The sequence below is a fragment of the Streptomyces coeruleoprunus genome, assembly GCF_039542925.1.
Taxonomy (GTDB): Bacteria; Actinomycetota; Actinomycetes; order Streptomycetales; family Streptomycetaceae; genus Streptomyces; species Streptomyces coeruleoprunus.
In genome coordinates this window covers 6,244,684-6,271,090 of record NZ_BAABIT010000001.1, presented here as the reverse complement: position 1 = coordinate 6,271,090, position 26,407 = coordinate 6,244,684, and the positions used below count along the sequence as shown (strand labels likewise).

The 26,407-nt window shown below is 73.0% G+C and carries 21 protein-coding genes and 1 pseudogene; 6 read left to right on the top strand and 16 right to left on the bottom strand.

What is annotated here, in order from left to right:
- Nucleotides 1–95 precede the first annotated feature (95 nt).
- From ABEB09_RS28160 to fmt, 3 genes are all read right to left on the bottom strand, one after another.
- Entirely contained in the window at nt 96–485 is a 390-nt protein-coding gene (locus tag ABEB09_RS28160; RefSeq protein ID WP_345692712.1) for a hypothetical protein, read from the bottom strand.
- A complete protein-coding gene (locus tag ABEB09_RS28155; protein ID WP_345692711.1) occupies nt 425–1,861 on the bottom strand; it encodes an RsmB/NOP family class I SAM-dependent RNA methyltransferase in 1,437 nt (478 codons plus the stop codon). Before ABEB09_RS28155 ends, ABEB09_RS28160 begins: the two co-directional genes overlap by 61 nt.
- Nucleotides 1,862–2,095: 234 nt before the next feature.
- Entirely contained in the window at nt 2,096–3,028 is a 933-nt protein-coding gene (gene fmt / locus ABEB09_RS28150) for a methionyl-tRNA formyltransferase (RefSeq protein ID WP_345692710.1), read from the bottom strand.
- Nucleotides 3,029–3,304: 276 nt separating this feature from the next.
- On the opposite strand from fmt, the gene ABEB09_RS28145 reads away from it, so the two are divergent.
- On the top strand, nt 3,305–3,838 hold the full coding sequence (locus tag ABEB09_RS28145) for a hypothetical protein (protein ID WP_345692709.1): 534 nt from the start codon (nt 3,305–3,307) through the stop codon (nt 3,836–3,838).
- A 218-nt stretch (nt 3,839–4,056) separates the two neighbouring features.
- Here ABEB09_RS28145 and ABEB09_RS28140 read toward each other — a convergent pair whose 3' ends face one another.
- Complete coding sequence (locus tag ABEB09_RS28140) at nt 4,057–6,201, bottom strand: primosomal protein N' (RefSeq protein ID WP_380840298.1); 2,145 nt, start codon at nt 6,199–6,201, stop codon at nt 4,057–4,059.
- Between the two features lie 220 nt (nt 6,202–6,421).
- Between ABEB09_RS28140 and ABEB09_RS28135 the strand changes: the two genes are divergently transcribed.
- From ABEB09_RS28135 to ABEB09_RS28115, 5 genes are all read left to right on the top strand, one after another.
- Nucleotides 6,422–7,693: an NsdA family TPR-like regulatory protein gene (locus ABEB09_RS28135; protein WP_345692707.1), complete on the top strand. Its 1,272-nt coding sequence runs from the start codon at nt 6,422–6,424 to the stop codon at nt 7,691–7,693.
- 88 nt (nt 7,694–7,781) lie between these two features.
- On the top strand, nt 7,782–8,525 hold the full coding sequence (locus tag ABEB09_RS28130; RefSeq protein ID WP_345692706.1) for a toll/interleukin-1 receptor domain-containing protein: 744 nt from the start codon (nt 7,782–7,784) through the stop codon (nt 8,523–8,525).
- The gene (locus tag ABEB09_RS28125; protein WP_345692705.1) at nt 8,522–10,534 is read left to right on the top strand and encodes a hypothetical protein; all 2,013 of its coding nucleotides are present in this window, start codon (nt 8,522–8,524) and stop codon (nt 10,532–10,534) included. Before ABEB09_RS28130 ends, ABEB09_RS28125 begins: the two co-directional genes overlap by 4 nt.
- 5 nt (nt 10,535–10,539) lie before the next feature.
- Entirely contained in the window at nt 10,540–11,628 is a 1,089-nt protein-coding gene (locus ABEB09_RS28120; protein ID WP_345692704.1) for a hypothetical protein, read from the top strand.
- A 50-nt stretch (nt 11,629–11,678) separates the two neighbouring features.
- Entirely contained in the window at nt 11,679–12,365 is a 687-nt protein-coding gene (locus ABEB09_RS28115; protein ID WP_345692703.1) for a hypothetical protein, read from the top strand.
- Nucleotides 12,366–12,442: 77 nt separating this feature from the next.
- Here the strand turns inward: ABEB09_RS28115 and metK are convergent, their stop codons facing one another.
- The 12 genes and pseudogenes from metK to ABEB09_RS28055 all read right to left on the bottom strand — a co-directional run bounded on the left by metK (nt 12,443) and on the right by ABEB09_RS28055 (nt 26,215).
- Nucleotides 12,443–13,651, bottom strand: a complete 1,209-nt coding sequence (gene metK, locus ABEB09_RS28110; protein WP_345692702.1) for a methionine adenosyltransferase — start codon at nt 13,649–13,651, stop codon at nt 12,443–12,445.
- A 263-nt stretch (nt 13,652–13,914) separates the two neighbouring features.
- Entirely contained in the window at nt 13,915–15,123 is a 1,209-nt protein-coding gene (coaBC, locus tag ABEB09_RS28105; RefSeq protein WP_345692701.1) for a bifunctional phosphopantothenoylcysteine decarboxylase/phosphopantothenate--cysteine ligase CoaBC, read from the bottom strand.
- Nucleotides 15,124–15,250: 127 nt separating this feature from the next.
- Nucleotides 15,251–15,523, bottom strand: a complete 273-nt coding sequence (rpoZ, locus tag ABEB09_RS28100) for a DNA-directed RNA polymerase subunit omega (protein WP_200421180.1) — start codon at nt 15,521–15,523, stop codon at nt 15,251–15,253.
- A 58-nt stretch (nt 15,524–15,581) separates the two neighbouring features.
- Entirely contained in the window at nt 15,582–16,190 is a 609-nt protein-coding gene (gmk, locus tag ABEB09_RS28095; protein ID WP_345692700.1) for a guanylate kinase, read from the bottom strand.
- Nucleotides 16,191–16,238: 48 nt separating this feature from the next.
- The gene (locus ABEB09_RS28090; RefSeq protein ID WP_071266668.1) at nt 16,239–16,562 is read right to left on the bottom strand and encodes an integration host factor; all 324 of its coding nucleotides are present in this window, start codon (nt 16,560–16,562) and stop codon (nt 16,239–16,241) included.
- 344 nt (nt 16,563–16,906) lie between these two features.
- Nucleotides 16,907–17,758, bottom strand: coding sequence for an orotidine-5'-phosphate decarboxylase (gene pyrF / locus ABEB09_RS28085; RefSeq protein WP_345692699.1), 852 nt, complete (start codon nt 17,756–17,758; stop codon nt 16,907–16,909).
- A complete protein-coding gene (locus ABEB09_RS28080; RefSeq protein ID WP_345694115.1) occupies nt 17,755–18,864 on the bottom strand; it encodes a quinone-dependent dihydroorotate dehydrogenase in 1,110 nt (369 codons plus the stop codon). The genes pyrF and ABEB09_RS28080 overlap by 4 nt, the downstream gene beginning before the upstream one ends.
- Before the next feature lie 61 nt (nt 18,865–18,925).
- Nucleotides 18,926–22,234, bottom strand: a complete 3,309-nt coding sequence (carB, locus tag ABEB09_RS28075) for a carbamoyl-phosphate synthase large subunit (RefSeq protein WP_345692698.1) — start codon at nt 22,232–22,234, stop codon at nt 18,926–18,928.
- Nucleotides 22,227–23,368, bottom strand: a pseudogene (gene carA, locus ABEB09_RS28070) (glutamine-hydrolyzing carbamoyl-phosphate synthase small subunit). The gene carB and the pseudogene carA overlap by 8 nt, the downstream one beginning before the upstream one ends.
- On the bottom strand, nt 23,365–23,943 hold the full coding sequence (locus tag ABEB09_RS28065; RefSeq protein ID WP_345692697.1) for a PH-like domain-containing protein: 579 nt from the start codon (nt 23,941–23,943) through the stop codon (nt 23,365–23,367). The pseudogene carA and the gene ABEB09_RS28065 overlap by 4 nt, the downstream one beginning before the upstream one ends.
- Complete coding sequence (locus ABEB09_RS28060) at nt 23,940–25,226, bottom strand: dihydroorotase (protein ID WP_345692696.1); 1,287 nt, start codon at nt 25,224–25,226, stop codon at nt 23,940–23,942. The genes ABEB09_RS28065 and ABEB09_RS28060 overlap by 4 nt, the downstream gene beginning before the upstream one ends.
- Before the next feature lie 5 nt (nt 25,227–25,231).
- Nucleotides 25,232–26,215 carry an aspartate carbamoyltransferase catalytic subunit gene (locus tag ABEB09_RS28055; protein WP_345692695.1) on the bottom strand — a complete coding sequence of 328 codons (984 nt, stop codon included), beginning with the start codon at nt 26,213–26,215 and terminating at the stop codon, nt 25,232–25,234.
- Between the last annotated feature and the right edge of the window lie 192 nt (nt 26,216–26,407).

Sequence of the window (26,407 nt, the reverse complement as noted above, 5' to 3'; positions counted from 1 at the left end):
CGGGCAGGGGGGACCCCCAGCGGCGTTGTCGTCGGTCGCGATGGCTCCGCCATCCCTCCCTCCTCCGCCTTGCAGCCGCACGCACCAGACCCCGCTCACCAGCAGTCAAAGGCACCGCCCAGCGATGTCGGCATGATCCGCCGGACACTCCCGAGCACGGCCGGGTCCTGCGGTACGAGGCCGAGCTCCTCGACGGCCGCGTCGAAGTGCCGTACCGCCTCCGCGTGCTCGCCGCGGGCGAGGCCCGCCAGGAGCCGCAGGGAGAACGAGTCGGCCCCGGCGAGCAGCGCGTCGAGCCCGGCCTCGACGAGCTCTCCCGGCTCCGGCCGCAGCAGGTCGTACGCGCGATCGGCCGCCAGCAGCCGTAGCCGGCCGAGCGCGACGGGCAGCGGCGGGACGTCCGGCGGCCGTTCCGGTGAGGCCGTCAGGCCGTCCGCCTCAGGAGCGCGAGGTACATGGCGTCCGTGCCGTGGACGTGCGGCCACAGCTGGACGTCGGGGCCCTCGCCGAGCTGCGGCACGCCCGGCATCAGGGGCCGCGCGTCGATCCACTCGGCCTCGACGTCCTTGGCGCCCGCGCGCCCCTTCAGGACGTCCTCGACCACCGCGCGGGTCTCGGCGAGGTGCGGCGAGCAGGTGGCGTACCCGACGACGCCCCCGACGCGTGCGGCCTTCAACGCCTCGGCCAGCAGGCCGCGTTGGAGCGGTGCGAAGCCGTCCAGGTCCTCGGGGCGGCGGCGCCAGCGGGCCTCCGGGCGGCGGCGCAGGGCCCCCAGGCCGGAGCACGGGACGTCGACGAGGACGCGGTCGAACGAGCCGGGGCGCCACGGCGGCCGGGTGCCGTCGGCGGCGATCACCTGGTACGGGCCGGGGTTGCCGGCCAGGGCGCGGTCGACGAGGCGGGCACGGTGCGGCTGCTTCTCGGAGGCGAGCAGCGCGGCGCCCCGCTCGGCGGCCAGGGCGCCCAGGAGGGCGGCCTTGCCGCCCGGGCCGGCGCAGCCGTCGAGCCACCGCTCGTCGGGGCCGTCGAGGGGAGCGCCGGCGAGGGCGACGGCCACGAGCTGGCTGCCCTCGTCCTGGACGCCGGCCCGCCCCTCCCGTACGGCGTCGATCGCGCCCGGCTCACCGCCTTCGGCGAGCCGCACCGCGTACGGCGACCAGCGCCCGGGCAGCGCGGCGTCCTGGCCCAGGACGTCCAGCAGCTCGCCGGGCGTGGACCGGCCGGGGCGGGCGACGAGCGTCACCTCGGGCCGCTCGTTGTCGGCCTCCAGCAGGTCCTCGATGCCGGCGCGGCCGCCGCCCAGCGCGTCCCACAGGGCGGAGACCACCCAGCGCGGGTGCGAGTGCACCACGGCGAGGTGGTCCTCCGGGTCCTCGTCGTACGGCGGCGCGACCCGTGCCAGCCAGCCGTCGAGGTCGTCCTGGGCGATCCTGCGCAGGACGGCGTTGACGAACTTGGCCCGCCCGTCGCCGAGCACCACCCGGGCCAGCTCCACGGTCGCGGAGACCGCCGCGTGGGTGGGGATGCGCGTGCCGAGCAGCTGGTGCGCGCCGAGCGACAGCACGTCGAGCACGGGCGGGTCGACCTCGCGCAGCGGCCGGTCGACGCACGCCGCGATGATCGCGTCGTACGTGCCCTGGCGGCGCAGCGTGCCATAGACGAGCTCGGTCGCGAGGGCGGCGTCCCGGGCCTCGAAGCCCTCCTTCTCGCGGGCCTTCTTCAGCAGCGGCGGCAGGACGAGGTTGGCGTAGGCATCACGCTCGTCCACGGCGCGCAGCGCCTCGTAGGCCAGGACCCGGACGGGGTCCTTCTTGGGGCGCCGGTACGGCTTGGAGGGACGGCGACGGCCTTGCTCGCTCAAAAGGTGCTCCGCTTTCGATAAGGGTCGAACCCTCTCAGCGTAGTCCGCCTCACCGGCGAAGGGCCGCTCGGGCAGCGGCGCCGGACGCTCGTCCGCGTCGTCGAGCCCGGCCCGGGCGCCGTGCGGTCGACGCCCTGCGCCCCGCGCCGGACCCGGGGCACTGGATCCACGGGTTCCGGCGCCGCGGGGCGCGGACATGCAGTGACGGCGCCGGGCCCGGGCAGCTCTCCCCTGTCAGACGCCGGCCTTCTCCCCCGCGGTGATCCGCACGCCCCGTGCCCAGTCGGCGCCGCGCATCGGCTTCTTGCCCTGCGGCTGGACCCACAGCAGCTCCACGGCGTGCGAGCCGGTGCCGACGTGGACGTTGTTCTTGGCGGCGTGCAGCTCGCCGGGCGCGAGGTCGGTGCGGTCCGGCACGGGCTTCGTCTGGACGAGCTTCAGGCGCTCGCCGCGGAAGACGGTCCACGCGCCGGGGGCGGGCGTGCAGCCGCGCACCACGCGGTCGACGCGCAGGGCCGGCGCGGTCCAGTCGACGCGGGCGTCCTCGACGGTGATCTTCGGGGCGAGGGTGATGCCATCGGCGGGCTGCGGCACGGCCTTGAGCGTGCCGTCCTCGATGCCGTCCATGGTGGCGGCGAGGAGCCCGGCGCCCGCGAAGGCGAGGCGGGTGAGGAGGTCGCCGCTGGTGTCGGTGGGCCGTACTTCCTCCGTGATGACCCCGTACACGGGACCGGAGTCCAGCCCCTCCTCGATCTGGAAGGTCGACGCGCCGGTCACCTCGTCCCCGGCCATGATCGCGTGCTGTACGGGCGCCGCGCCGCGCCACGCGGGCAGCAGCGAGAAGTGCAGGTTCACCCAGCCGTGGGCCGGGATGTCGAGGGCGACGCGGGGCAGCAGGGCCCCGTACGCGACGACCGGGCAGCAGTCGGGCGCGATCTCGCGCAGCCGGGCGAGGAAGGCCTCGTCCCGGGGCCTGGCGGGCTTGAGGACCTCGATGCCCGCCTCGGCGGCCCGCTCGGCGACGGGGCTGGCGACGAGCCGACGGCCGCGCCCGGCGGGGGCGTCGGGCCGGGTGACGACCGCGGCCACCTCGTGCCGGTCCGAGGTGATCAGGGCGTCCAGGGCGGGTACGGCGACCTCGGGGGTGCCTGCGAAGACCAGCTTCACGGGGGGATACCTCGCATGTTCGTGTCGGCTCACGGGCGCCCGGCGGGGCCCGGGGTGTCCTCCCGGAGGGCACCGCGCCCGGACGCGGGCGGCGCACCAGTCTAGGCGCCGGGAGGATCAGGGGGCGTACGTATATCCGTGCGCCCTGCGCATATGCGGATACGCCCCTGCAGCGTGACCCCGGAGACGGGTGGCGCGTTGTCAAGAGAGATTGACCGTATCGGGCCGCTCGTGTGCGGCCCGCCCCTTTTCAACGCCGGTTCGAGAGGCTTGTAAATGGCCGACCACGCAACCCACGACGCCCAAGCCCGGGCAAGCCTGCACCTGTTGGTGCGGGACATCGAGCGGGTCCGCCGGCAGGTGGACGCTCTGCGCACGCTCACGGCCCAGCTGGGCAACGTCTACCGCCCGCGTCGCTCCGGCCCGTCGACGGGCTTCGTCGTCTACGGCAGGGCCCCGGCTCCCACGGTCCGCCTGGCCCAGGAGCTGCGGGACAGCGTCGAGACGCTGGTGACCGCCGCGGTGGACTTCGACCGCTCGCTGGGCTTCTCGTGGGACGCGGTGGGCTCGGCGCTCGGCGTCACCAAGCAGGCGGTGCACCGCCGGTACGGCGCCCGGCGCGCGGCGGCCCAGCAGTCGGGCACCGCGAACGCGGAGCACACCGGCGAGGCGGGCGCGACGCGCACGATGCCGGTGGCGTCGGTCCCCGCGGCCCGCGCGATGCCCCCGCAGCCGACCGCCGGCTCCCGTGACCCGTCCCTCCGCGAGGAGGTCCGCCCGAGCGCCTTCCCCGGCCCGCGCAACGGCTGACCCTCCCACCCGGCCGCCGCGGCCGCCCACTCCCCCACGGGCGGCTGCGGCGGCCTCTTCCGTTCCGCGACGCCGTGAGGCGCCGCAGAATTCAGCCCGTCCGGCGCTCGCGGACGAGCGCCGCAGGCGCGAAAAAAGGGGGTCCGGGGGCGGAGCCCCCGTTCCGGGAAGGGGCGGGGCAGGGAAAGAACCACCGGACACGAGGCCCCGCCCTCCCCTCACCCGATGTCGGGCGGATCGATCCGGATGCGGACCGGGGCGTCGGCGCCGCGGGCCATACGGGCCGCCTGGGCGGTCTTCAGGGCGGACGCCAGAGCCGCGCCCTGACCGGGCGGTACGCGCAGGAGGGCACGGTCCCAGGTTTCTCCCGGCGGCGGGTCCCCCGGCCTGCGCGGGGCGCCCGCGGCGGGGGGCCGGACCGGTACGGGTCCCAGCACCTCGGCCTCCGGCGGGAGTTCGGCGGCGGCGAGGAATCCGGCCACCGCCTCCGGCCGCCCGGTCACCGCGGCCATGCGGGAGACCGGCGGGAACCCCAGCTCGGCGCGTTCGGCCAGCTCCCGCTGGGCGTGGCCCACCGGGTCCCAGCGGACGAGCGCCTGCACGGGCCGCAGCGTCGGCTCGGCGACGACGACCACGGTGCCGCCCTCGTCCTGGCCGCGCACGAGGGACGCGGCGTCGATCCAGCGGCGCAGGGCCTCTTCGCCGGCCCGCAGGTCGGGGCGGGCGAGCAGCGCCCAGCCGTCCAGCAGGAGCGCGGCGGCGTACCCGCCTTCGGCGACGGGCTCGGCGCCGGGCGTGCTGACCACGAGGGCGGGCCTGGCGGGCACGGAGTCGAGCACGTGGTCGCGTCCGGAGGTGCGCACGGGGACGGCCGGGAAGGCCCGGCCCAGTTCCTCGGCGGTGCGCCGGGCGCCCACGACGCGGGCGCGCAGCCGCGGGGAGCCGCAGGCGGCGCAGTGCCAGTCGGGCTCGCCCCGGCCGCACCAGCCGCACCTCAACTCGCGCTGCTCGGGGGCCTCCAGGGGCCCGGCGCAGTGGCGGCAGCGGGCGGGCGTGCGGCACAGCTCGCAGGCGAGGCGCGGCACGTAGCCGCGCCGGGGCACCTGGACCAGGACGGGCCCGGTGCGCAGCCCGTCGCGTACGGCCTGCCAGGCCAGGGACGGCAGGCGGGCGGCCCGCGCGGCCTCGTCGCGGGCCAGTTCGCCGTCGCCCACGGTCCGTACGAGCGGGGCGGCCGCCCGTACCTGCTCGCGGGGGGCTGTCAGGGGCCGGGCCCAGCCGCTCTCGACGAGCTGGGCGGCTTCGACGGTGCAGCTCGTACTGCCCAGCAGGAAGGCGCACTTGTCGTGCGCGGCGCGCAGGAGCAGCACGTCGCGCGCGTGGGGCTGCGGGGCGTGGGGCTCGCTGTGGCTGCTGTCGCCGTCGTCCCAGATGGCGACGAGTCCGAGGTCCCGTACGGGCGCGAACATGGCGGCCCGGGTGCCCACGACGGCCCGTACGGCGCCGCGGCGCACGGCGAGCCACTGCCGGTACCGCTTCTCGGGACCGGCCTCGGCGGTCAGCAGCGCGTGCCGTCCCTTGCCGAGGAGCGCGGTCAGGGCGGCGTCCACGCGCGCGGCGGCCCGCCCGTCCGGTACGACGACGAGGGCGCCGCGCCCGGAGGCGAGGGTGGCGGCCATGGCGCGGGCGATCTCGTCGGCCCAGTGGGGCCCGGGCAGCGCGTTCCACACGGCGCGCGGGCTGCCGCCGCGGGCGAGGGCGCCGAGGAACGCCTCGCCCCGCGCGTACCGCGTCCAGGTGCCCGGCTCGGGCGGTGCGGGCGGCGGCAGGGGCTCGGGCGAGGGCTGGGCCTCGGCGCGGGCGCTGCGTGGCGGGACGGCCAGCTGGAGCACGTCGGCGAGGCTGCCGGCGTACCGGTCGGCGACGGCCCGGGCGAGGCCGAGCAGCTCGGGCCCGAGCACGGGCTCGGGCGAGACGACGTCGGCGAGGGCGGCCAGCGGCCCGGTGTAGTCGCTCTCGGCCAGGCGCTCGACGAGGAACCCGTCGATGAGCCGCCCGCCCTCGCGCCGCCCCTCCCGCACCTGATGCGCGCCGGCCCCGAACCGCACCCGGACCCGCACACCGGGCCGCGCGGCGGCGTCCAGCTCCTCCGGCACGGCGTAGTCGAAGAACTGGTCGAGGTGCAGCACGCCCTTGTTGACGACGACCCGCGCGACGGGCAGCTCCTTGGCCAGCGCGGCCCCGCGCCACGTCCGGGGCTTGGCCCGCGGCGCCTTCGCCTTCCGCACGCTCTCCCGAATGAGCGCGAGCTGCTCGGGCACCTGCCCGGGCCGCCCCTCCCGGTTTCCGTTCTCGCTGCTCACAGCCATATGCCTATCAGAACGCACTGACAGCGACCCGTCGGCCGTCCCCGGTCGCCCACGCGACGCGCGGGACCGGCCCGTCCGGGCGGCAGCCCGCCGCGACAGGAAACGGGAAACTTCACCGATCGCCTTGCCGATGGGGTCTCACCTGGCAGAACCTGACATGCACGCGCCCCGGTGCCTCCGGGCGTGCGAGCTGTGTGCGATCTTGGGGGGACGGGTGTTACAGCGGTCACGGACGTTCGGCGAGGAGCTGCGCAGGCGGCGTATCGAGGCCGGGCTGACCATCGTCGAGCTGGCCGCGCGGGTCCACTACAGCAAGGGTCAGCTGAGCAAGGTGGAGACCGGCAGCAAGCGGCCCTCCCCACAGCTCGCCCGCCTCTGCGATGCCGCACTGGGCGCCGACGGAGCGTTGGAGGCGCTCTTACCGGAGCGGAGTCCCCGGGGCGGCGCCCGTCCGGAAGGCGTACACGCAGGCCCCGGGGACGCCCCGCTCGACCGGCGCCGGCTCCTCGGCGTGGGCGCGGCGAGCGTCCTCGCGCTGGGCGCGGCGGCCCCGGTGCCGGGCCGGACCGACGACGGCGGTACGACGCTGCTCGACGTGTCACGCGCGCTGTTCGGCCACTACCGGCGGCTCGGCCAGTCCGTCCCGCCCGCGGCTCTGCTGCCCGCGCTGGAGGAACAGATCCGGCTCCTCCAGCACCTCGCGGGCGGGACCGGCCGGCGCACGGCCCAGGGGCTGGTCGCCCTGTCCGCCCGGTACGCGGAGTTCGCGGGCTGGATGGCCCAGGAGGCGGGCGACGAGCGGGGGGCGCTGCGCTGGACGGACCAGGCCGTGGAGTTGGCCGCCGCGTCCGGCGACCGCCACCTGGCCTCGTACGCACTGGTCCGTCGTGGCCTGATCACCTACTACCGCGGCGAGGCGTCCGAGACCGTGGCGTTCGCCGAGGGGGCGCGGTCCGGCGCGCTGCCCCCGAGGATCCGCGGCCTCGCCGCCCAGCGGCGCGCCCAGGGGCACGCGCTGGCCGGTGCGTACGACCCCTGCATGAGGGCCCTCGACGAGGCCCGCGAGCTGTTGGCCCGGGCCGCCGCCGAGGAGGACGGCGCCCCTCTGCTGGGCACGACCCATGTGCCGGATCCCGCCGCGATGACCGCCGGCTGGTGTCTGCTGGACCTGGGCCGACCGGCGGAGGCCGCCGAGGTCCTGGACCGCGAGTGCCGGCGGCTTCCGGCCGAGGCGCTGCGGACACAGGCCCGTTACGGGGTCCGGCGCGCCCTCGCACACGCACTCGCGGGCAACCCGGAAGAGGCCTGCGACGTCGCCGACAGGCTGCTGACGACGACCGACCTCGTCGGCTCGGCGACCATCGCCGTCGACCTGCGGCGTCTCGGCCGCACGTTGTCCCGGTACGCACACCGTCCGGCGTACCGCGCGGTCGCGCCGCGCCTCACGGGTGCGCTGGCCGCTGCGGGCACGCCGTACGCGGGCTGACGCCGACAGGCCCTCGCGGACCGCGACCCACGTCGTCCGGGCGCGCTCACCGCCCTCACCCTGCCCCGCTCACGAGAGGAATTCCGTCATGCCCGACGTCTTCATCAACTACCGCACCGGCGACGGTGAACAGATCGCCGTCGCGATCGACGGGGAGCTGTCCCACAGGTTCGGCAGCGACCGGATCTTCCGGGCCAGCAAGTCCCTGGAGCCCGGATCGGCCTTCGACGAGGGACTGCTGCGGAACGTGCGCCGCAGCGGCGCCGTCGTCGCCGTGATCGGTCCCGGGTGGGCCCGATGCGGGCAGCTGCACGACGAGGGCGACTGGGTCCGCAGGGAACTGGAAGAGGCGCTCCGCTGCGCCGTTCCCGTGGTGCCTGTGCTGATCGGCCGGCATACCGAGCGCCTGAGCGTGAAGGACCTGCCGTCGTCCCTGGAACCGCTGGCCCGCATCCACTCGATCCGTTTCGACACCCAGGACGCCGCCACAGGGCTCCGCAGGATCGGGGACGCGGTCGCCGACCTGGTGCCCGAGCTGGCCGCCGCGGAGAAGCCCGGCCCGTCGACGGCCTCCGGGGCCGCGAGCAGCGTCGGAAACTCCGTCGGCGACGTGTCGGGGGGCACGGTCGTCCAGGCGCGGGACATCGGCGGGGACGTGGGCGGCACGATCGTCAAGGGTGCCCAGGGCCCGGTGCACCTGGGCTCCGGCGACCAGCACAACCACGCGCCCCACCTGTCGGGCAACGGTGCCCAGTACGTCGCCGGGGACAACAACGGCGGCGTCCGGCACTACTGGGACGGGGAGCGGCCGGGCGAGGACCGTCGCCGGTGAGCAGTGTTCCGCCGCCGGGCGCCGAGGGAACGAACGGACCCGTCCACACCGGCCCGGGCTCCCAGCACAACAGCAACCACTACCACACCACCAACAACTTCTACGGCGGCGGGGATCCCGACCCCAGAACCCTCGCGAACGACGCGCGGGGCAAAGCGCCCCAGGCCGTCGCGGACGACGAACTGCAGTGGCTGCGGCAGCACTTCGTCCACCCGCTGGGCTACAACGAGGCCGACGACATACTGGAGGCTCGCCACACCGTGCTCCTGGACGGTCTCCCCGGCAGTGGGCGCCGGGCGGCGGCGCGCATGCTGCTGTACGGGCGGCGGCACGACGGTGGCCGACTGCTGGAACTGGTGCCGTACGGGGAGGACGACGCCGAGTGGCTGGATCCGGAGCAGGTCGGTGACGCCGACCGGCTCCTGCTCGACCTGTCCGACAGCGACGCGGCCCGGTGGCCCGACGTCCGGACCCGGCTGTCCGGCTTCCGGAAGGCCGTACGCGACAGGAACGCCCGCCTCGCGGTGGTGCTCCCGGTCCGGGCCGCGCGTGACCTGACGCCGGAGTACGCGGCACTGCGCGTCGAGATCGCCCGCCCACCGGGCCTGCGTCTGGAGCAGGACCTCGTCAAGAGGTACCTGAGGAACGCCGGGCTCGACGCGACGGTGGCCGATCCGGTGCCGGACCGGCTGCGCGGCTACCTCGCCCGGCGCCCGCCGCTGCGGGAGGTCGCCGACGTCGCGGGCCTGGTGCGCGACGCGGCACTCGCCGGGCGGCCTGGAGAGTCCTTCACCGACTGGTGCGACACGGCGATCGACGCGGTCGTGGACCGGTCGTCGGAGGTCGCCCGACTGGTGGAGGACCGGTCCGGCGCGGCCGAGCGCGCCCTGCTGCTGTCCTTGGCCATGCTCCACGCCGTACGACCGGACACCCTGCAGGCGGCAGCCGACCGGCTCCTGGCGGTCCTCGACCACCCGGACAACCCCACACCGCTCATGGAGCGACAGGGGCTCGGCACCCGCCTCGAAGAGATCCATGCCGCACGGGGCGACGACGGGCTGGTGCGGTTCGGCAGGCCCCGCTTCGGCCGTGCCGTGCGGAACCACTTCTGGGAGAACCACCCGGACCTGCATCCCGCGCTGCTGGCCTGGGTCGGCGATGCCCTGACCCTTCCGGGCCTCACGCCGCACGACCGGGAGCGCCTGGTCACGCGCTTCGCGGAGCAGTGCGCGGGGAACCTGCGCCCCGCGGACCTGTTCGCCGTGGTCGGAACATGGGCCGACCGGACCGCACGGGGGCCGGGCGTCCACGCGGCCGCACGCCTGCTGACCCTCGGACTGGAGGACCCCCGGCTGGACGCCGCGTGCCGCGCCCAGATCTACGAGTGGTCGACCGACGCCCACCTGTCCAAGGGCCTGCGCAGGGTGCTGGTCGGCGTGTGCTTCGCGGTGATGCCGGTGCGCCACCCCTACCAGGCGGTCGTACGACTCCACCACCTCGCCGCCCGCGAGGGGAGGAGCGGGGAGGCGCGGGACGCGCTGGTCGAACTCGTCCGCGGGGACCGCCGACTGCACCGGTGGACGCTGGACCGGCTGGTGCGGCCGGCCGTCGGCCGGGACCGCGCCACGGACCTGGCGTTGTTCCTGGCGCTGGCGGCTCCCGAGCCGCTTCTCGACGCGGGTGGCCGGGCGTTCCCCCTGCTCGCCGAGGCGGGAGTGCGACGCAGTCTCGTCGACGGATGGCGCTCGGTCTTCGCCTCCGCGCCAAGGGAACAGTGGCGCCCGGTCGCGGGGGCGTGGCTCGACGCGGCCCGTGCTCCCCGGGGAGAGCTGTTGCTGGACGTCCTGGTGGCGGCCGCGGCTCCACGCGCCGACGCGCTGGTGGCCCTGCACGCGGCGGCTCGCGCCCGTCCGGTTTCCGGTGCGGCCCGTACGGCCCTGCTCACCACGCTCATACAGAAGATCACCGAGGCCCGGCGCAGCCGATCGGCAGGAAACGAGGAGGCGTAAGCCCCATGACCACCGGACAGAAGACCGTCACCGTCTTCGTCACCCTGATCTCCGCCTTGCTCACCACGATCGTCGGTCTCAGCCAGGGCTGGCCGATGTGGGCCTGGCTGGCCGCCGCCGCGGTGCACTGCGCCGCTCCCCCGCTGGTGTTCGCGGGGGCGGGCCGGCGCCAGGATCCCTTCCCGCCCGGCAGCCTGCTGGAGCCCGATCTGCCGGTCCCGCCCGTGGAACGCCGTGAGCTGCGCATCCAGGAGGTCGCGATGCCCAGCAACGCACGGGACTACGACTTCCTGTTCTCCGCGACGGTGCGCTGGTGTCCGCTGGACGCGTCCATGGACAGCCCGGCGGTCCATGCGAGCGGGCTGGCGGTGGAAGCCGTTCTGGAGCGGGTGCGCGTGATCACGGAGAAGCGTTCGCCGTCGCGAGCGAGCCTCGTGCAGCACGAGCTCGGGGGTGTGCTGGCCACCTTGCAGCCCGATGCGAGCGGACTGGTCCAGGCCATGGCGTTGGACGTCACCCTGACGCTGTCGGACGAGGACCAGCGGCGGCTGGACAAGTTGGCGGCCGTCCGCAAGGACGAGGAGGTGTGGGCGCACGAGCGCCGGTACGAGCAGAGCCGGCGTACGTACCTCGGCGAGGACGTGCTGAAGGACACGGGCAGCGCGGTGGTGTGGTGGCTGCACAAGAACGACGACTCCGTGTCCAAGACCGTCCAGGACCTCGGCCTGCTGGCCCAGCTGGCCTCGGCGTCGAAGAACGAGCAGGTGGCGGAGCCGTTCCGGCATCTGGTCCCGGGCGTCCCGGGCCTGGACGCGCCGGCCCCCGCGGGACGGGCGGCGCAGGGACCCGCCGGTGGGGACCGGGATCCGGTGCAGCTCTTCGTGGAGTTCCTCGCCACCGCGGGGCTCAAGCCGGGCGACAACGCGTCGGTCTTCCTGGCCGACATGGCGGCGACGACCCTCGAGGACGTCGACGACGAGCTGGCGTCGGCGCTGCGGGAGCGCTTCGATCCGCTGGGGGACTGCGCCGGGCCGGACGAGACGGATCCCGGCAGCGACCCCGGTGAGGATCCCGGAGCGGGTCAGCCGTTCTGACCGCGGACCGCACCGGCCTGCCCGGACGCGGCATGCGCTTGGATGTGCGGGTGACCGTTCATGACGTTGCCGCGCGGCTGCCCGCGATACCCGTTCTCCGTGACCACTGCCGTGCCCTGGCCATGCTGGAGGCGATCCTTTCGCCGGATTGGGAGGACCGGTACCACTCGTTCGACGCGCACTGGTCCGACGCCGAGGAGATGGCGTCCATGCGTAATGGCTCGGGGGACGAGTACTCCATCGTCTTCTCGGCCGCCGGGGCGTTCGTGCGGGGCTTCGCGCACGAGTCGCTCATGAGTCCGTACGCGTGTCATGACCGGACGCTGCCCTGGCCGGGTGTGCTGGACGACGTGCCGGAGGTGTTCCGGGCGTGTGTCGAGGAGCCGGCGTTCTCGGACGAGGACGGGACGCCGGTCGTGACGGCCTGTCTGTGGCGGACCGCGTCGGACGACGTCTGGCGGTGCGGATCGTCGGTCGTCTTTCCCGAGGAGGGAGATCTCGATGACGATCCGGACGGCGCCTCGTACCTGTTCCAGCTGCTGGTGGACCGCTCCGCGGAGGCGTTCCGGGCGTTCGCCGAGGACTACTACAAGGTTGCCGTCGATCTGGCGGCCGTTCGGCACGTCCAGGGCCTGCGTCCGCTGACGCAGCAGGTGGTCACGGCGCTGAACCCGGATCTGGAGCTGGCCGATCTGGCCGGGGAGATCGCGGCGATCGGGTATCCGCAGGCGGATTGAGCCACCGCTGAAACGCCGGAGTCCGGCTCCCGCGCGGGGCGGGGCCGGACTCCTGATGGTGACGGTGCGGTGCGGGCTTACAGGCCCGCCGCCTTGCGCAGCGCGTCGACGCGGTCCGTGCGCTCCCACGTGAAGTCCGGGAGCTCGCGGCCGAAGTGGCCGTACGCCGCGGTCTGGGCGTAGATCGGGCGGAGCAGGTCGAGGTCGCGGATGATCGCGGCCGGGCGGAGGTCGAAGACCTCGGCGATGGCGTTCTCGATGCGCTCGACGTCGATCTTGGCGGTGCCGAAGGTCTCGACGAAGAGGCCGACGGGCTCGGCCTTGCCGATGGCGTACGCGACCTGGACCTCGCAGCGGGCGGCCAGGCCGGCGGCCACGACGTTCTTGGCGACCCAGCGCATGGCGTAGGCGGCCGAGCGGTCGACCTTGGACGGGTCCTTGCCGGAGAAGGCACCGCCGCCGTGGCGGGCCATGCCGCCGTACGTGTCGATGATGATCTTGCGGCCGGTGAGGCCGGCGTCGCCCATGGGGCCGCCGATCTCGAAGCGGCCGGTCGGGTTGACCAGCAGGCGGTAGCCCTCGGTGTCCAGCTTGATGCCGTCGTCGAGGAGCTGCTTGAGCACGTGCTCGACGACGAACTCGCGGATGTCGGGGGCGAGCAGCGAGTCGAGGTCGATGTCGCTGGCGTGCTGCGAGGAGACGACGACCGTGTCGAGGCGGACGGCCTTGTCGCCGTCGTACTCGATGGTGACCTGCGTCTTGCCGTCGGGGCGCAGGTAGGGGATCGTGCCGTTCTTGCGGACCTCGGTCAGGCGGCGCGACAGCCGGTGCGCGAGGTGGATCGGCAGCGGCATCAGCTCGGGCGTCTCGTCCGACGCGTAGCCGAACATCAGGCCCTGGTCGCCGGCGCCCTGCTTGTCCAGCTCGTCCTCGTCACCCTCGACGCGCTGCTCGTACGCCGTGTCGACACCCTGCGCGATGTCCGGGGACTGGGCGCCGATGGAGACGGAGACACCGCAGGAGGCGCCGTCGAAGCCCTTCTTGGAGGAGTCGTAACCGATCTCCAGGATCTTGTTGCGCACCAGCGTGGGGATGTCGGCGTAGGCCTTGGTCGTCACCTCGCCGGCCACGTGCACCAGGCCGGTGGTGATCAACGTCTCCACGGCCACACGGGAGGTGGGGTCCTCACGCAGAAGCGCATCGAGAATGGTGTCGCTGATCTGGTCAGCGATCTTGTCGGGGTGACCTTCGGTCACGGACTCCGAGGTGAAGAGGCGACGGGACACAACGCTCCCTGGGTTTGCAGCGGCTGCTGGCTGATCATTTGCGGACCGTCAGGGGGCTGCGCCCCGCGTCGTTCCGCGAACAGTTTATCGGGCACTCTCGGGCATTGGACCAGGTGTCTCGCACGATGGGAGGCTGATTGGCCACATCGGCAGCGTCCACTGTCCGAAGATCACCTCTCCGGGTCAAGGAAAATACCGGTTTTTGACCGGTTTCACCTGATTGCTCCGGCGTGTGAGAGATCCCTCCCACCCACCGGCACCGCTCATACGAGGCGCGGCGCGATCAGGTCCCAGAGCGTATCCGCGAGGGCTTCCTTCGGACCGTGGGGCACATGCGTCTCAGTGCCGTCACTCCCAAGGATAACCGCTTCGTTCTCCTCGGAACCGAAGGTCTTGCGCTCGCCCACTTCATTGACCACGAGCAGGTCGCAGCCCTTGCGGCGGAGCTTGTCGCGGCCGTGCGCGAGGACGTCGTCGGTCTCGGCGGCGAAGCCCACGACCACCTGGTCCGGTCGGGGGCGGTCCGCGGAGATCTCCGCGAGGATGTCGGGGTTGCGGACGAGGGCGACGGGGGCGGGCTCCTCGCCCTCCTTCTTCTTGATCTTGCCCTCGGCGTACGTGGCGGGGCGGAAGTCGGCGACGGCGGCGGCCATGACCACGGCGTCCGCGTCGGCCGCCGCCTTCAGCACCGCCTCGCGCAGCTGGACGGCGGTCCCGACGTGCACGACGTCGACGCCGGCCGGGTCCGGGATGCCGGTGTTGGCCTCGATGAGCGTGACCCGGGCCCCCCGGGCCGCCGCCGTACGGGCCAGGGCGTAGCCCTGCTTGCCGGAGGAACGGTTCCCCAGGTAGCGGACGGGGTCCAGCGGCTCGCGCGTGCCGCCGGCGCTGACGACGACGTGGCGGCCGGCGAGGTCCGGCTCGGTGACGCCGCGGGCGAGGACCCGCCGGCAGACCTCGAAGATCTCGGCGGGCTCGGGGAGGCGTCCCTTGCCCGTGTCGACGCCGGTGAGCCGGCCGACGGCCGGTTCGACGACGACGGCTCCGCGGCGGCGCAGCGTGGCCACGTTCTCCTGGGTGGCCGGGTGCTCCCACATCTCCGTGTGCATGGCCGGGGCGAAGATGACCGGGCAGCGGGCCGTGAGCAGGGTGTTCGTCAGCAGGTCGTCGGCGAGACCGTGCGCGGCCTTGGCGAGCATGTCGGCGGTGGCGGGGGCGACCACCACCAGGTCGGCCTCCTGGCCGATGCGGACGTGCGGGACCTCGTGGACGGCGTCCCAGACCTCGGTGGACACGGGGTTGCCGGAGAGCGCCGACCAGGTGGGGGCGCCGACGAAGCGGAGCGCGGACGCGGTCGGGACGACCCGTACGTCATGGCCCGACTCGGTCAGCCGCCGCAGCAGCTCGCACGCCTTGTAGGCGGCGATGCCACCGCTGACGCCGAGGACGACCTTGGGCTTGGGCTGGGGCACTGCGCCTCCCGCTCTGAGGTTCGTACGACTGATTCCGCGTCCCGGAGCACGGTGCTCCGGGACGTCCGGGACACACCTCAGGCCCGGCGGACACCCCGCCGGGCCTGGTGATGACGTGGAGGCGCGCTTACTGCGCCGGGCCCTCGACGGACTCGGAGGTCAGCAGGCCCGCGTTGATCTCCCGCAGGGCGATCGACAGCGGCTTCTCGTGGACGTGGGTGTCCACCAGCGGACCGACGTACTCCAGCAGGCCCTCACCGAGCTGCGAGTAGTACGCGTTGATCTGACGCGCGCGCTTGGCCGCGTAGATCACGAGGCTGTACTTCGAGTCCGTGGCCTCGAGCAGCTCGTCGATCGGCGGGTTGATGATGCCCTCGGGCGCGGTGATGGAAGAGGACACGCTCTACCTTCCGAAAAAGTGGACAGAGATCAGACACTGTGCGGTCGAGGGGGGCGAATCAGGCCCCGGCCTCGGAAGACAGCGTCATCAAGGCTAGCAGCTCACGTGCGACGTCCTCGACGGACGTGTTGACGAGGGTGGTGTCGAACTCCGACTCCGCCGCCAGTTCGATCCGGGCCGCGGCCAGCCGGCGCTCGATGACGTCCGGCGGCTCGGTGCCCCGGCCGGTGAGCCGGCGCACCAGTTCCTCCCAGCTGGGCGGCGCGAGGAAGACGAGCTGTGCGTCCGGCATGGACTCGCGGACCAGCCGGGCGCCCTGGAGGTCGATCTCCAGGAGGACGGGCTCGCCCTTCTCCAGCCGCTCCAGGACGGCGCGGCGGGGCGTGCCGTAGCGGTTGCCGGCGAACTCGGCCCACTCCAGCAGCTCGCCGTTGGCGATCAGCTTGTCGAACTCGTCGTCGGTGACGAAGTAGTACTGCACGCCGTCCTGCTCGCCGGGTCGCGGCTTGCGGGTCGTGGCCGACACGGACAGCCAGACTTCCGGGTGGACCTTGCGCAAATGGGCGACGACCGTGCTCTTGCCGACCCCGGAGGGGCCGGAGAGCACGGTCAGCCGCGGACGTACGTCCGGGGGCTCGGGGGTCGTCCCCCGGGATGTTGCTGCCATGGGGCGATTATTCCAGCTTCCCGGAGTGCCCTGGACGCCCGGTGGGCGTCAGGCTCCGGAGCCGCCGAACTCGCGCTCCAGGGATGCGATCTGGTTGGAGCCGAGGCCGCGCACGCGGCGGCTCTCGGAGATGCCCAGCCGCTCCATGATCTGCTTGGCGCGGACCTTGCCCACGCCCGGCAGGGACTCGAGGAGGGCGGAGACCTTCATCTTGCCGATGACCTCGTTCTCCTGGCCCTGCTTGATGACCTCGTGGAGGGAGGCGCCGGAGTGCTTGAGTCGATTCTTGACCTCGGCCCGCTCCCGGCGAGCCGCGGCGGCCTTTTCGAGCGCGGCTGCGCGCTGTTCAGGGGTAAGGGGCGGAAGAGCCACGCCTACGTCACCTCGGATGTCGAACTGTCGGATACGGACCGGTGAGGAACCTAGTCGGCCCACACCAAGGGAGCAACGAGCAACGCAGGGACCGTCGCGAACGCTGACTCTCGTCGGAGACTAGCGGCCAAGGCCGCCCGAGTCAGCGAGAACAGAGGAAAAGTCCTGGTCAGGATCGAGCTAGCCGGACATTTTGGACATAATGACCTTGTTTGGGGTCCGTTTCCGTCAACAGCCGTCACGGCCCGTCCCAGCGACGTCACACGGGGACAGCACCGCGGAGGCACCAGGAAGGAGAAGTGAGACAGCTCACAGCGTCCTTCCTGGTGCCGCGCACTCCGCCGTCAGGCGCCCTTGACGCCGTCGACCGCCTCGCGCACCTCGTCCGCGTACCGCTCCGCCGCGTCCCGCAGGGCCGCCGCGTCCGGGCCGTGGCGCAGGACGCCCCGGCTGACGTTCGGGACGACGTTGCGCACGGCCGCGCCGAAGACCGCCGGCAGGTCGGCCGGGGTCGCGCCCTGGGCGCCGATGCCCGGGGCGAGGAGGGGGCCGTTGATGTCCAGGTCGAAGGACGACAGGTCGCCGAGCGTGGCACCGACCACCGCGCCGAAGGAGCCCATCGGGGTCTCCCCCGCGTTCTCCTCCGCGAGGTGGGCCAGCATGGTGGCGCCGATGGAGCGCCCGTCGGCGCGTACGGCCCGCTGCACCTCGGCGCCCTCCGGGTTGGAGGTCAGGGCGAGGACGAACAGCCCGGCGCCGCTCTCGCGGGCCAGGTCCACGGCCGGCTTCAGCGAGCCGTACCCCAGGTACGGGGAGACGGTCAGCGCGTCCGAGAACAGCGGCGAGTCCTTGCGCAGGAACGTCTCCGCGTAGGCGGCCATGGTGGAGCCGATGTCGCCGCGCTTGGCGTCCATGACGACCAGCGCGCCCGCCTCGCGCAGGTCGGCCACGGCCCGCTCCAGGACGGCGATGCCGCGCGAGCCGAACCGCTCGAAGAAGGCGCTCTGCGGCTTGAAGACGGCCACGGTCCCGGCCAGGGCGTCGACCACGGTGCGGGTGAACGCCTCCAGGCCGTCGACGTCGTCCGTCAGGCCCCAGGCGGAGAGCAGCGAGGCGTGCGGGTCGATGCCGACGCAGAGGGGGCCGCGGGTGTCCATGGCCTCCCGGAGCCGGGCGCCGAAGGGTGCGAGGGTCACTGGACCGCCTTTCGGGCGTCGGCGCCGACGGCGTCGGCGAGGGTCGCGTACGGAGAGGCCTTGAGCCGGGCGGCGAGGCCCTTGTGGATCGCGCGGGCGTAGGAGGGGCCCTCGTAGATGAAGGCGCTGTAGCCCTGGACGAGGGTGGCGCCCGCCAGGATGCGCTGCCAGGCGTCCTCGGCGTTCTCGATGCCGCCGACGCCCACGAGGACCAGGCGGTCGCCCACGCGCGCGTAGAGGCGGCGCAGGACCTCCAGGGAGCGCTCCTTGAGCGGGGCGCCGGACAGGCCGCCGGTCTCCTTGACGAGCGCCGGGTCGGAGGTCAGGCCGAGACCGACGCGGGCGATGGTGGTGTTGGTGGCGATGATGCCGTCGAGGCCCAGCTCCACGGCGAGGTCGGCGACGGCGTCGACGTCCTCGTCGGCGAGGTCCGGGGCGATCTTGACCAGGAGGGGGACGCGGCGGCCGGTGACGGTGCGGTCGGCGGCCTCGCGGACGGCGGTGAGCAGCGGGCGCAGGGCCTCGGTGGCCTGGAGGTTGCGCAGGCCGGGCGTGTTGGGCGAGGAGACGTTCACGACGAGGTAGTCGGCGTGCGCGGCCAGCCGCTCCGTCGACTTCACGTAGTCGGCGACGGCCTCGGCCTCCGGGACGACCTTGGTCTTGCCGATGTTGACGCCGACGACCGTCCGGAAGACCGGCACGCGCGCGTGGAGGCGCCGCGCGACGGCGGCCGAGCCCTCGTTGTTGAAGCCCATGCGGTTGATGAGGGCGCGGTCCGGGACGAGGCGGAAGAGCCGCTTCTTGGGGTTGCCGGGCTGCGGCTCTCCGGTGACGGTGCCGATCTCGACGTGGTCGAAGCCGAGCATGGCCATGCCGTCGATCGCGACGGCGTTCTTGTCGAAGCCCGCCGCGAGCCCGAAGGGGCCGTGCATCCGCAGGCCGAGGGTCTCCGTCCGCAGCTCCTTGTGGCGGGGGGCGAGGAGGGCGGCGACGAAGGTGCGCAGTACGGGGATACGGGCGACGAGGCGGATCCAGCGGACGGCCATGTGGTGGGCGCGCTCCGGGTCCATCCGCTTGAAGACGAGCTGGAAGAAGAGTTCGTACATCTCGATGGGTGTCCTCATGAGGAGGGGGACACCGTGGTGACGGTGTCCCCCTCGTGGGCTGCTAGTCGCGGGCCGCGATCAGACGTTCGGCGTGTTCCTGGAGGGAGCGGACTCCCACCCCGCCGTGGTTGAGGGCGTCGATGCCCTGGACGGCCGCGGCGAGCGCCTGGACCGTCGTCAGGCACGGCACGCCGCGCGAGACGGCTGCGGTGCGGATCTCGTAGCCGTCGAGGCGGCCGCCGGTGCCGTACGGGGTGTTGACGATGAGGTCGACCTGGCCGGCGTGGATCAGCTGGACGATGGTCTTCTCGCCGCCGGGGCCCTCGCCCTCGGACTGCTTGCGCACGACGGTGGCGTTGATGCCGTTGCGCTTGAGGACCTCGGCCGTGCCGGAGGTGGCCAGCAGCTCGAAGCCGTGGGCGACCAGCTCGCGGGCCGGGAAGATCATCGAGCGCTTGTCGCGGTTGGCGACCGAGATGAACGCGCGGCCCTTGGTGGGCAGCGGGCCGTACGCGCCGGCCTGCGACTTGGCGTACGCCGTGCCGAAGACCGAGTCGATGCCCATGACCTCGCCGGTGGAGCGCATCTCCGGGCCGAGGACGGTGTCGACACCGCGGCCGTGGATGTCGCGGAACCGCGACCACGGCATGACGGCCTCCTTGACGGAGATCGGCGCGTCGAGCGGCAGCTCCCCGCCGTCGCCGTTCTTCGGCAGCAGGCCCTCGGCGCGCAGCTCGGCGACGGTGGCGCCGAGGGAGATGCGGGCGGCGGCCTTGGCCAGCGGCACCGCGGTGGCCTTCGAGGTGAAGGGCACGGTGCGGGAGGCGCGCGGGTTGGCCTCCAGGACGTACAGGATGTCCCCGGCCATCGCGAACTGGATGTTGATCAGGCCGCGGACGCCGACGCCCTTGGCGATGGCCTCGGTGGAGGCGCGCAGCCGCTTGATGTCGAAGCCGCCGAGGGTGATCGGGGGCAGGGCGCAGGCCGAGTCGCCGGAGTGGATGCCGGCCTCCTCGATGTGCTCCATGACGCCGCCGAGGTACAGCTCCCGGCCGTCGTAGAGCGCGTCGACGTCGATCTCGATGGCGTCGTCGAGGAAGCGGTCGACCAGGACCGGCCGGGTGGGGCTGATCTCGGTGGACTCGGCGATGTACTTCTCCAGCCGGTTCTCGTCGTAGACGATCTCCATGCCGCGGCCGCCGAGCACGTACGACGGGCGGACGAGGACCGGGTAGCCGATCTCGTCGGCGATCCCCTTGGCCTCGGCGAAGGTGGTCGCGGTGCCGTGCTTGGGGGCCGGCAGGCCGGCCTCCTGCAGGACGCGGCCGAAGGCGCCGCGGTCCTCGGCGGCGTGGATGGCCTCCGGGGAGGTGCCGACGATCGGCACGCCGTTGTCCTTGAGGGCCTGGGCGAGGCCCAGCGGGGTCTGGCCGCCGAGCTGGACGATCACACCGGCGATGGGGCCGGCCTGCTGCTCGGCGTGGACGATCTCCAGGACGTCCTCCAGGGTGAGCGGCTCGAAGTAGAGCCGGTCGGAGGTGTCGTAGTCCGTGGAGACGGTCTCCGGGTTGCAGTTGACCATCACGGTCTCGTACCCGGCGTCGGACAGCGCGAAGGAGGCGTGGACGCAGGAGTAGTCGAACTCGATGCCCTGGCCGATGCGGTTCGGGCCGGAGCCGAGGATGATCACGGCGGGCTTGTCGCGCCGCGCGACCTCGGTCTCCTCGTCGTACGAGGAGTAGAAGTACGGGGTCTTCGCGGCGAACTCGGCGGCGCAGGTGTCGACCGTCTTGTAGACCGGGCGGACGCCGAGGGCGTGGCGGACCTCGCGGACGACGTCCTCGCGCAGGCCCCGGATCTCGGCGATCTGGGCGTCGGAGAAGCCGTGGCGCTTGGCCTCGGCGAGCAGCTCGGGCTCGAGCTTCTCGACGGCGGCCAGCTCGTCCGCGAGCTCCTTGATCAGGAACAGCTGGTCGACGAACCACGGGTCGATCTTCGTGGCGTCGAAGACCTCCTCGCGGGTGGCGCCGGCGCGGATGGCCTGCATGACGGCGTTGATGCGGCCGTCGGTGGGGCGGACGGCCTCGCGCAGCAGCTCGTTCTTGTCGCCGGGGTCGCCGGTGAAGGTGAACTGGCTGCCCTTCTTCTCCAGGGAGCGCAGGGCCTTCTGCAGGGCCTCGGTGAAGTTCCGGCCGATGGCCATGGCCTCGCCGACCGACTTCATGGTGGTGGTGAGGGTGGAGTCGGCGGAGGGGAACTTCTCGAAGGCGAAGCGGGGCGCCTTGACCACGACGTAGTCGAGCGTGGGCTCGAAGGAGGCCGGGGTCTCCTGGGTGATGTCGTTGGGGATCTCGTCGAGCGTGTAGCCGACGGCCAGCTTCGCGGCGATCTTGGCGATGGGGAAGCCGGTGGCCTTCGACGCCAGGGCGGAGGAGCGGGAGACGCGGGGGTTCATCTCGATGACGATGACCCGGCCGTCGTCGGGGTTGACGGCGAACTGGATGTTGCAGCCGCCGGTGTCGACGCCGACCTCGCGGATGACGGCGATGCCGATGTCGCGGAGGATCTGGTACTCGCGGTCGGTGAGCGTCATCGCGGGCGCGACGGTGATGGAGTCACCGGTGTGGACGCCCATGGGGTCGAAGTTCTCGATGGAGCAGACGACCACGACGTTGTCGTGCTTGTCGCGCATCAGCTCCAGCTCGTACTCCTTCCAGCCGAGGATGGACTCCTCCAGGAGCACCTCGGTGGTCGGGGAGAGCGTGAGGCCCTGGCCGGCGATGCGGCGCAGCTCCTCCTCGTCGTGGGCGAAGCCGGAGCCGGCGCCGCCCATGGTGAAGGAGGGGCGGACGACGACGGGGTAGCCGCCGAGCGTCTCGACGCCCTGGAGGACGTCCTCCATGGAGTGGCAGATCACGGAGCGGGCGGACTCGCCGTGCCCGATCTTGGCCTTGACGGCCTCGACGACGAGCTTGAACTGGTCGCGGTCCTCGCCCTTGTGGATGGCCTCGACGTTGGCGCCGATCAGCTCGACGCCGTACTTGTCGAGGACACCGGCCTCGTGGAGGGAGATCGCGGTGTTGAGCGCGGTCTGGCCGCCGAGGGTGGGCAGGAGGGCGTCGGGGCGCTCCTTGGCGATGATCTTCTCGACGAACTCGGGGGTGATCGGCTCGACGTACGTGGCGTCGGCGATCTCCGGGTCGGTCATGATCGTCGCCGGGTTGGAGTTCACCAGGACGACCCGCAGGCCCTCGGCCTTGAGGACGCGGCACGCCTGGGTGCCGGAGTAGTCGAACTCGGCGGCCTGGCCGATGACGATCGGGCCGGAGCCGATGACCAGGACGGACTGGATATCGGTGCGCTTAGGCACGCTCGGCCTCCATCAGGGATACGAAGCGGTCGAACAGGTAGGCGGCGTCGTGCGGGCCGGCGGCCGCTTCGGGGTGGTACTGGACGCTGAAGGCCGGCTGGTCGAGCAGCTGGAGGCCCTCCACCACGTTGTCGTTGAGGCAGACGTGGGAGACCTCGGCGCGGCCGTAGGGGGTCTCGGACACCTTGTCGAGCGGGGCGTCGACGGCGAAGCCGTGGTTGTGCGCGGTGACCTCGACCTTGCCGGTCGTACGGTCCTGCACGGGCTGGTTGATGCCGCGGTGGCCGTACTTCAGCTTGTAGGTGCCGAAGCCGAGGGCGCGGCCGAGGATCTGGTTGCCGAAGCAGATGCCGAAGAGCGGCGTCTTGCGCTCCAGGACCGCCCGCATGACGGAGACCGGGTGGTCGGCGGTGGCGGGGTCGCCGGGGCCGTTGGAGAAGAACACCCCGTCGGGGTTGACGGCGTAGACGTCCTCGGCGGTGGCCGTGGCGGGCAGCACGTGCACCTCGATGCCGCGCTCGGCCATGCGCTGCGGGGTCATGCCCTTGATGCCGAGGTCGACGGCGGCGACGGTGAACTTCTTCTCACCGATGGCCGGGACGACGTACGGCTCCTTGGTGGCGACCTCGGCGGAGAGGTTGGCGCCCTTCATCTGCGGGGCGGCCTGCACCTTCGCCAGCAGGGTGGCCTCGTCGGCGATGGCCTCGCCGGAGAAGATGCCGACGCGCATGGCGCCCCGCTCGCGCAGGTGGCGGGTGAGGGCGCGGGTGTCGATGCCGCTGATGCCGACGACGCCCTGGCGCTCCAGCTCCTCGTCCAGGGAGCGCTTGGCGCGCCAGTTGGAGGGCGTGCGGGCGGGGTCGCGGACGACGTAGCCGGAGACCCAGATCCGGGCGGACTCGGGGTCCTCGTCGTTGACGCCGGTGTTGCCCACGTGCGGGGCCGTCATGACGACGACCTGGCGGTGGTACGAGGGGTCGGTCAGGGTCTCCTGGTAGCCGGTCATGCCGGTGGAGAAGACGGCCTCGCCGAAGGTCTCCCCACGGCCCCGTAGGCACGGCCGCGGAAGGTGCGGCCGTCCTCCAGGACGAGTACGGCGGGAGTCCTGGCAGCTCCCCTTGTGGAGGTGGTCATCGTGCGGTGCCTTCCGTCGTGCGTGTCTGGTTCATGGAGTTGATGGCCTCGACCCAGGCCGTGTGTTCGGCGGCCCGGTCCGAGCGGAAGCCGGAGTCGATGACCTTGTCGCCGTGCGCCCAGGTGACGACCAGCAGGCCGCCCTCGGCGAGGACCTTGCCGGCGATGCCCTTGTCGAGCCGGGCCTCGCGCAGCCGGCCGGCCGGGACGAAGAAGTCGCGCGCCCCGGGGCGTACGACCGCCAGGCCCGCGTCGGTCAGCGTCAGCTCGGCGCGGCTGCGGGTGCCGAGTCCGTGGGCCACGATCCGGTCGAGCCACTGCCCGGAGGTGGTGGAACCGTGGTAGCGCCCGCTCATGGTCAGTGTGGGCGTGCCGGGGGATTCCGGCATTCCCGGCAGCTCGGGGAGGTCCGACTGGAGGCTGCCGCGCCACTTCCATCCCTGGCGCATCAGCCAGTAGACGAAGACGACGAAGAGCAGCAGTCCGGCGACCCAGCCGAGGCGCGCGGCCCAGTCGGTCACCTCCGCCGATTTCTGCTCGGCGCTCCCGGCGGCCAGATGGATCAGTGTTGTCACGCGAGCTTCCCGTCCATGAGCGTGGCCCGGCCCCGCAGGAAGGTGTGGGTGACGCGTCCCGGCAGCTCACGGCCCTCGTAGGGGGTGTTGCGGCTGCGGGAGGCGAAGGTCGCGGGGTCCACCGCACCACGGTAAGCCGGATCGACCAGCGTGAGGTTGGCGGGCTCACCCTCCGAGACGGGGCGGCCGTGGCCGGTGGCGCGGCCGATCTTCGCGGGCTTGAAGGACATGCGGTCGGCGACGCCGGCCCAGTCGAGCAGGCCCGTCTCGACCATCGTGTGCTGGACGACGGAGAGCGCGGTCTCCAGGCCGACCATGCCCATGGCGGCGGCGGCCCACTCGCAGTCCTTGTCCTCGTGCGGGTGGGGGGCGTGGTCGGTGGCGACGATGTCGATCGTGCCGTCGGCCAGGGCCTCGCGCAGGGCCATGACGTCGCGCTCGGTGCGCAGCGGCGGGTTGACCTTGTAGACCGGGTTGTACGTGCGGACCAGCTCGTCGGTGAGGAGCAGGTGGTGCGGGGTGACCTCGGCGGTGACGTCGATGCCGCGCGACTTGGCCCAGCGGACGATCTCGACGGAGCCGGCGGTCGACAGGTGGCAGATGTGGACGCGGGAGCCGACGTGCTCGGCGAGCAGCACGTCGCGGGCGATGATCGACTCCTCGGCGACGGCCGGCCAGCCGCCGAGGCCCAGCTCGGCGGAGACGATGCCCTCGTTCATCTGGGCGCCCTCGGTGAGGCGGGGCTCCTGGGCGTGCTGGGCGACGACGCCGCCGAACGCCTTCACGTACTCCAGGGCGCGCCGCATGATCACGGCGTCGTCGACGCACTTGCCGTCGTCGGAGAAGACGGTGACGCCGGCGGCGGACTCGTGCATGGCGCCCAGCTCGGCGAGCTTCTTGCCCTCCAGGCCGACGGTGACGGCACCGATGGGCTGGACGTCGCAGTAGCCGGACTCCTTGCCGAGGCGGTAGACCTGCTCGACGACGCCGGCGGTGTCGGCGACCGGGAAGGTGTTGGCCATGGCGAACACGGCGGTGTAGCCGCCGCCGGCGGCGGCGCGGGTGCCGGTGAGGACGGTCTCGGAGTCCTCGCGGCCCGGCTCGCGCAGGTGGGTGTGCAGGTCGACGAGGCCGGGCAGCAGGATCCGCCCCTCGGCCTCGACGACGGTGGCGCCGTCGGCCGGCAGACCCGTACCGACGCGGGCGATGGTCTCGCCGTCGATCAGGACGTCCTGCGCCTCGCCGCCGAGGACCTTCGCACCACGGATCAGGATCTTGCTCATCGGTCTTACTTCTCCTCGGTACGGGACGACGGGTTGGTGACGGCGGGTTCGTTGCCGCCCAGCAGCAGGTAGAGGACCGCCATGCGGATGGAGACGCCGTTGGCGACCTGCTCGACGACGGTGCAGCGGTCGGAGTCGGCGACCTCGGCGGTGATCTCCATGCCGCGGACCATGGGGCCGGGGTGCATCACGATGGCGTGCTCCGGCATCTTCGCCATGCGGTCGGCGTCGAGGCCGTAGCGGCGGGAGTACTCGCGCTCGGTGGGGAAGAACGCGGCGTTCATGCGCTCGCGCTGGACGCGGAGCATCATCACGGCGTCGGACTTCGGCAGGGTGCTGTCGAGGTCGTAGGAGACCTCGCAGGGCCAGGTGCCGACGCCGACGGGCACGAGGGTGGGCGGGGCGACGAGGGTGACCTCGGCGCCGAGGGTGTGCAGCAGGTCGACGTTGGAGCGGGCGACCCGGCTGTGCAGGACGTCGCCGACGATGGTGACGCGCTTGCCGGCGAGGTCCTGGCCGAGGCCGGCGTCGCGGCCGATCAGCCGGCGGCGCATGGTGAACGCGTCGAGCAGGGCCTGCGTGGGGTGCTGGTGGGTGCCGTCACCGGCGTTGATGACGGGCGCGTCGATCCAGCCGGAGTTGGCCAGCCGGTAGGGGGCGCCGGAGGCGCCGTGCCGGATGACGACCGCGTCGACGCCCATGGCCTCCAGGGTCTGCGCGGTGTCCTTCAGGGACTCGCCCTTGGAGACGCTGGAGCCCTTGGCGGCGAAGTTGATGACGTCGGCGGAGAGGCGCTTCTCGGCGGCCTCGAAGGAGATGCGGGTGCGGGTGGAGTCCTCGAAGAAGAGGTTGCAGATCGTCCGGCCGCGCAGGGTGGGCAGCTTCTTGATCGGCCGGTCGGCGACCCGGGCCATCTCCTCGGCGGTGTCGAGGATGAGGACGGCGTCGTCGCGGGTGAGGTCGGCGGCCGAGATGAGGTGGCGCATCATCTGGGGTGTTCTCCGGGTGTGTGGAGGTCTCGGTTCCGTATCCGGGGCGGGTGCGGGTCCGGGTCGGGTGCGGGTCGGCGTGCGGTTCCCGGTGGCGTGCGGTCCCGGTGAGGTGCGTCCGGGTCCGGGTGCTCTCCCGGGTCGGCGTGCGGTCCGGCGCGTGGGCTCCGGCGGGCGGCCGTGGCGGCGGGC

What these genes read in the sequence shown, in the direction of transcription:
- ABEB09_RS28145 (WP_345692709.1), top strand. Translation starts at nt 3,305, where the DNA reads ATGGCCGACCACGCAACCCACGACGCCCAAGCCCGGGCAAGCCTGCAC.
- ABEB09_RS28130 (WP_345692706.1), top strand. Translation starts at nt 7,782, where the DNA reads ATGCCCGACGTCTTCATCAACTACCGCACCGGCGACGGTGAACAGATC.
- ABEB09_RS28120 (WP_345692704.1), top strand. Translation starts at nt 10,540, where the DNA reads ATGACCACCGGACAGAAGACCGTCACCGTCTTCGTCACCCTGATCTCC.
- gmk (WP_345692700.1), bottom strand. Translation starts at nt 16,190, where the DNA reads ATGGCAGCAACATCCCGGGGGACGACCCCCGAGCCCCCGGACGTACGT.
- ABEB09_RS28080 (WP_345694115.1), bottom strand. Translation starts at nt 18,864, where the DNA reads ATGTACGAACTCTTCTTCCAGCTCGTCTTCAAGCGGATGGACCCGGAG.
- ABEB09_RS28060 (WP_345692696.1), bottom strand. Translation starts at nt 25,226, where the DNA reads ATGAGCAAGATCCTGATCCGTGGTGCGAAGGTCCTCGGCGGCGAGGCG.
- ABEB09_RS28055 (WP_345692695.1), bottom strand. Translation starts at nt 26,215, where the DNA reads ATGATGCGCCACCTCATCTCGGCCGCCGACCTCACCCGCGACGACGCC.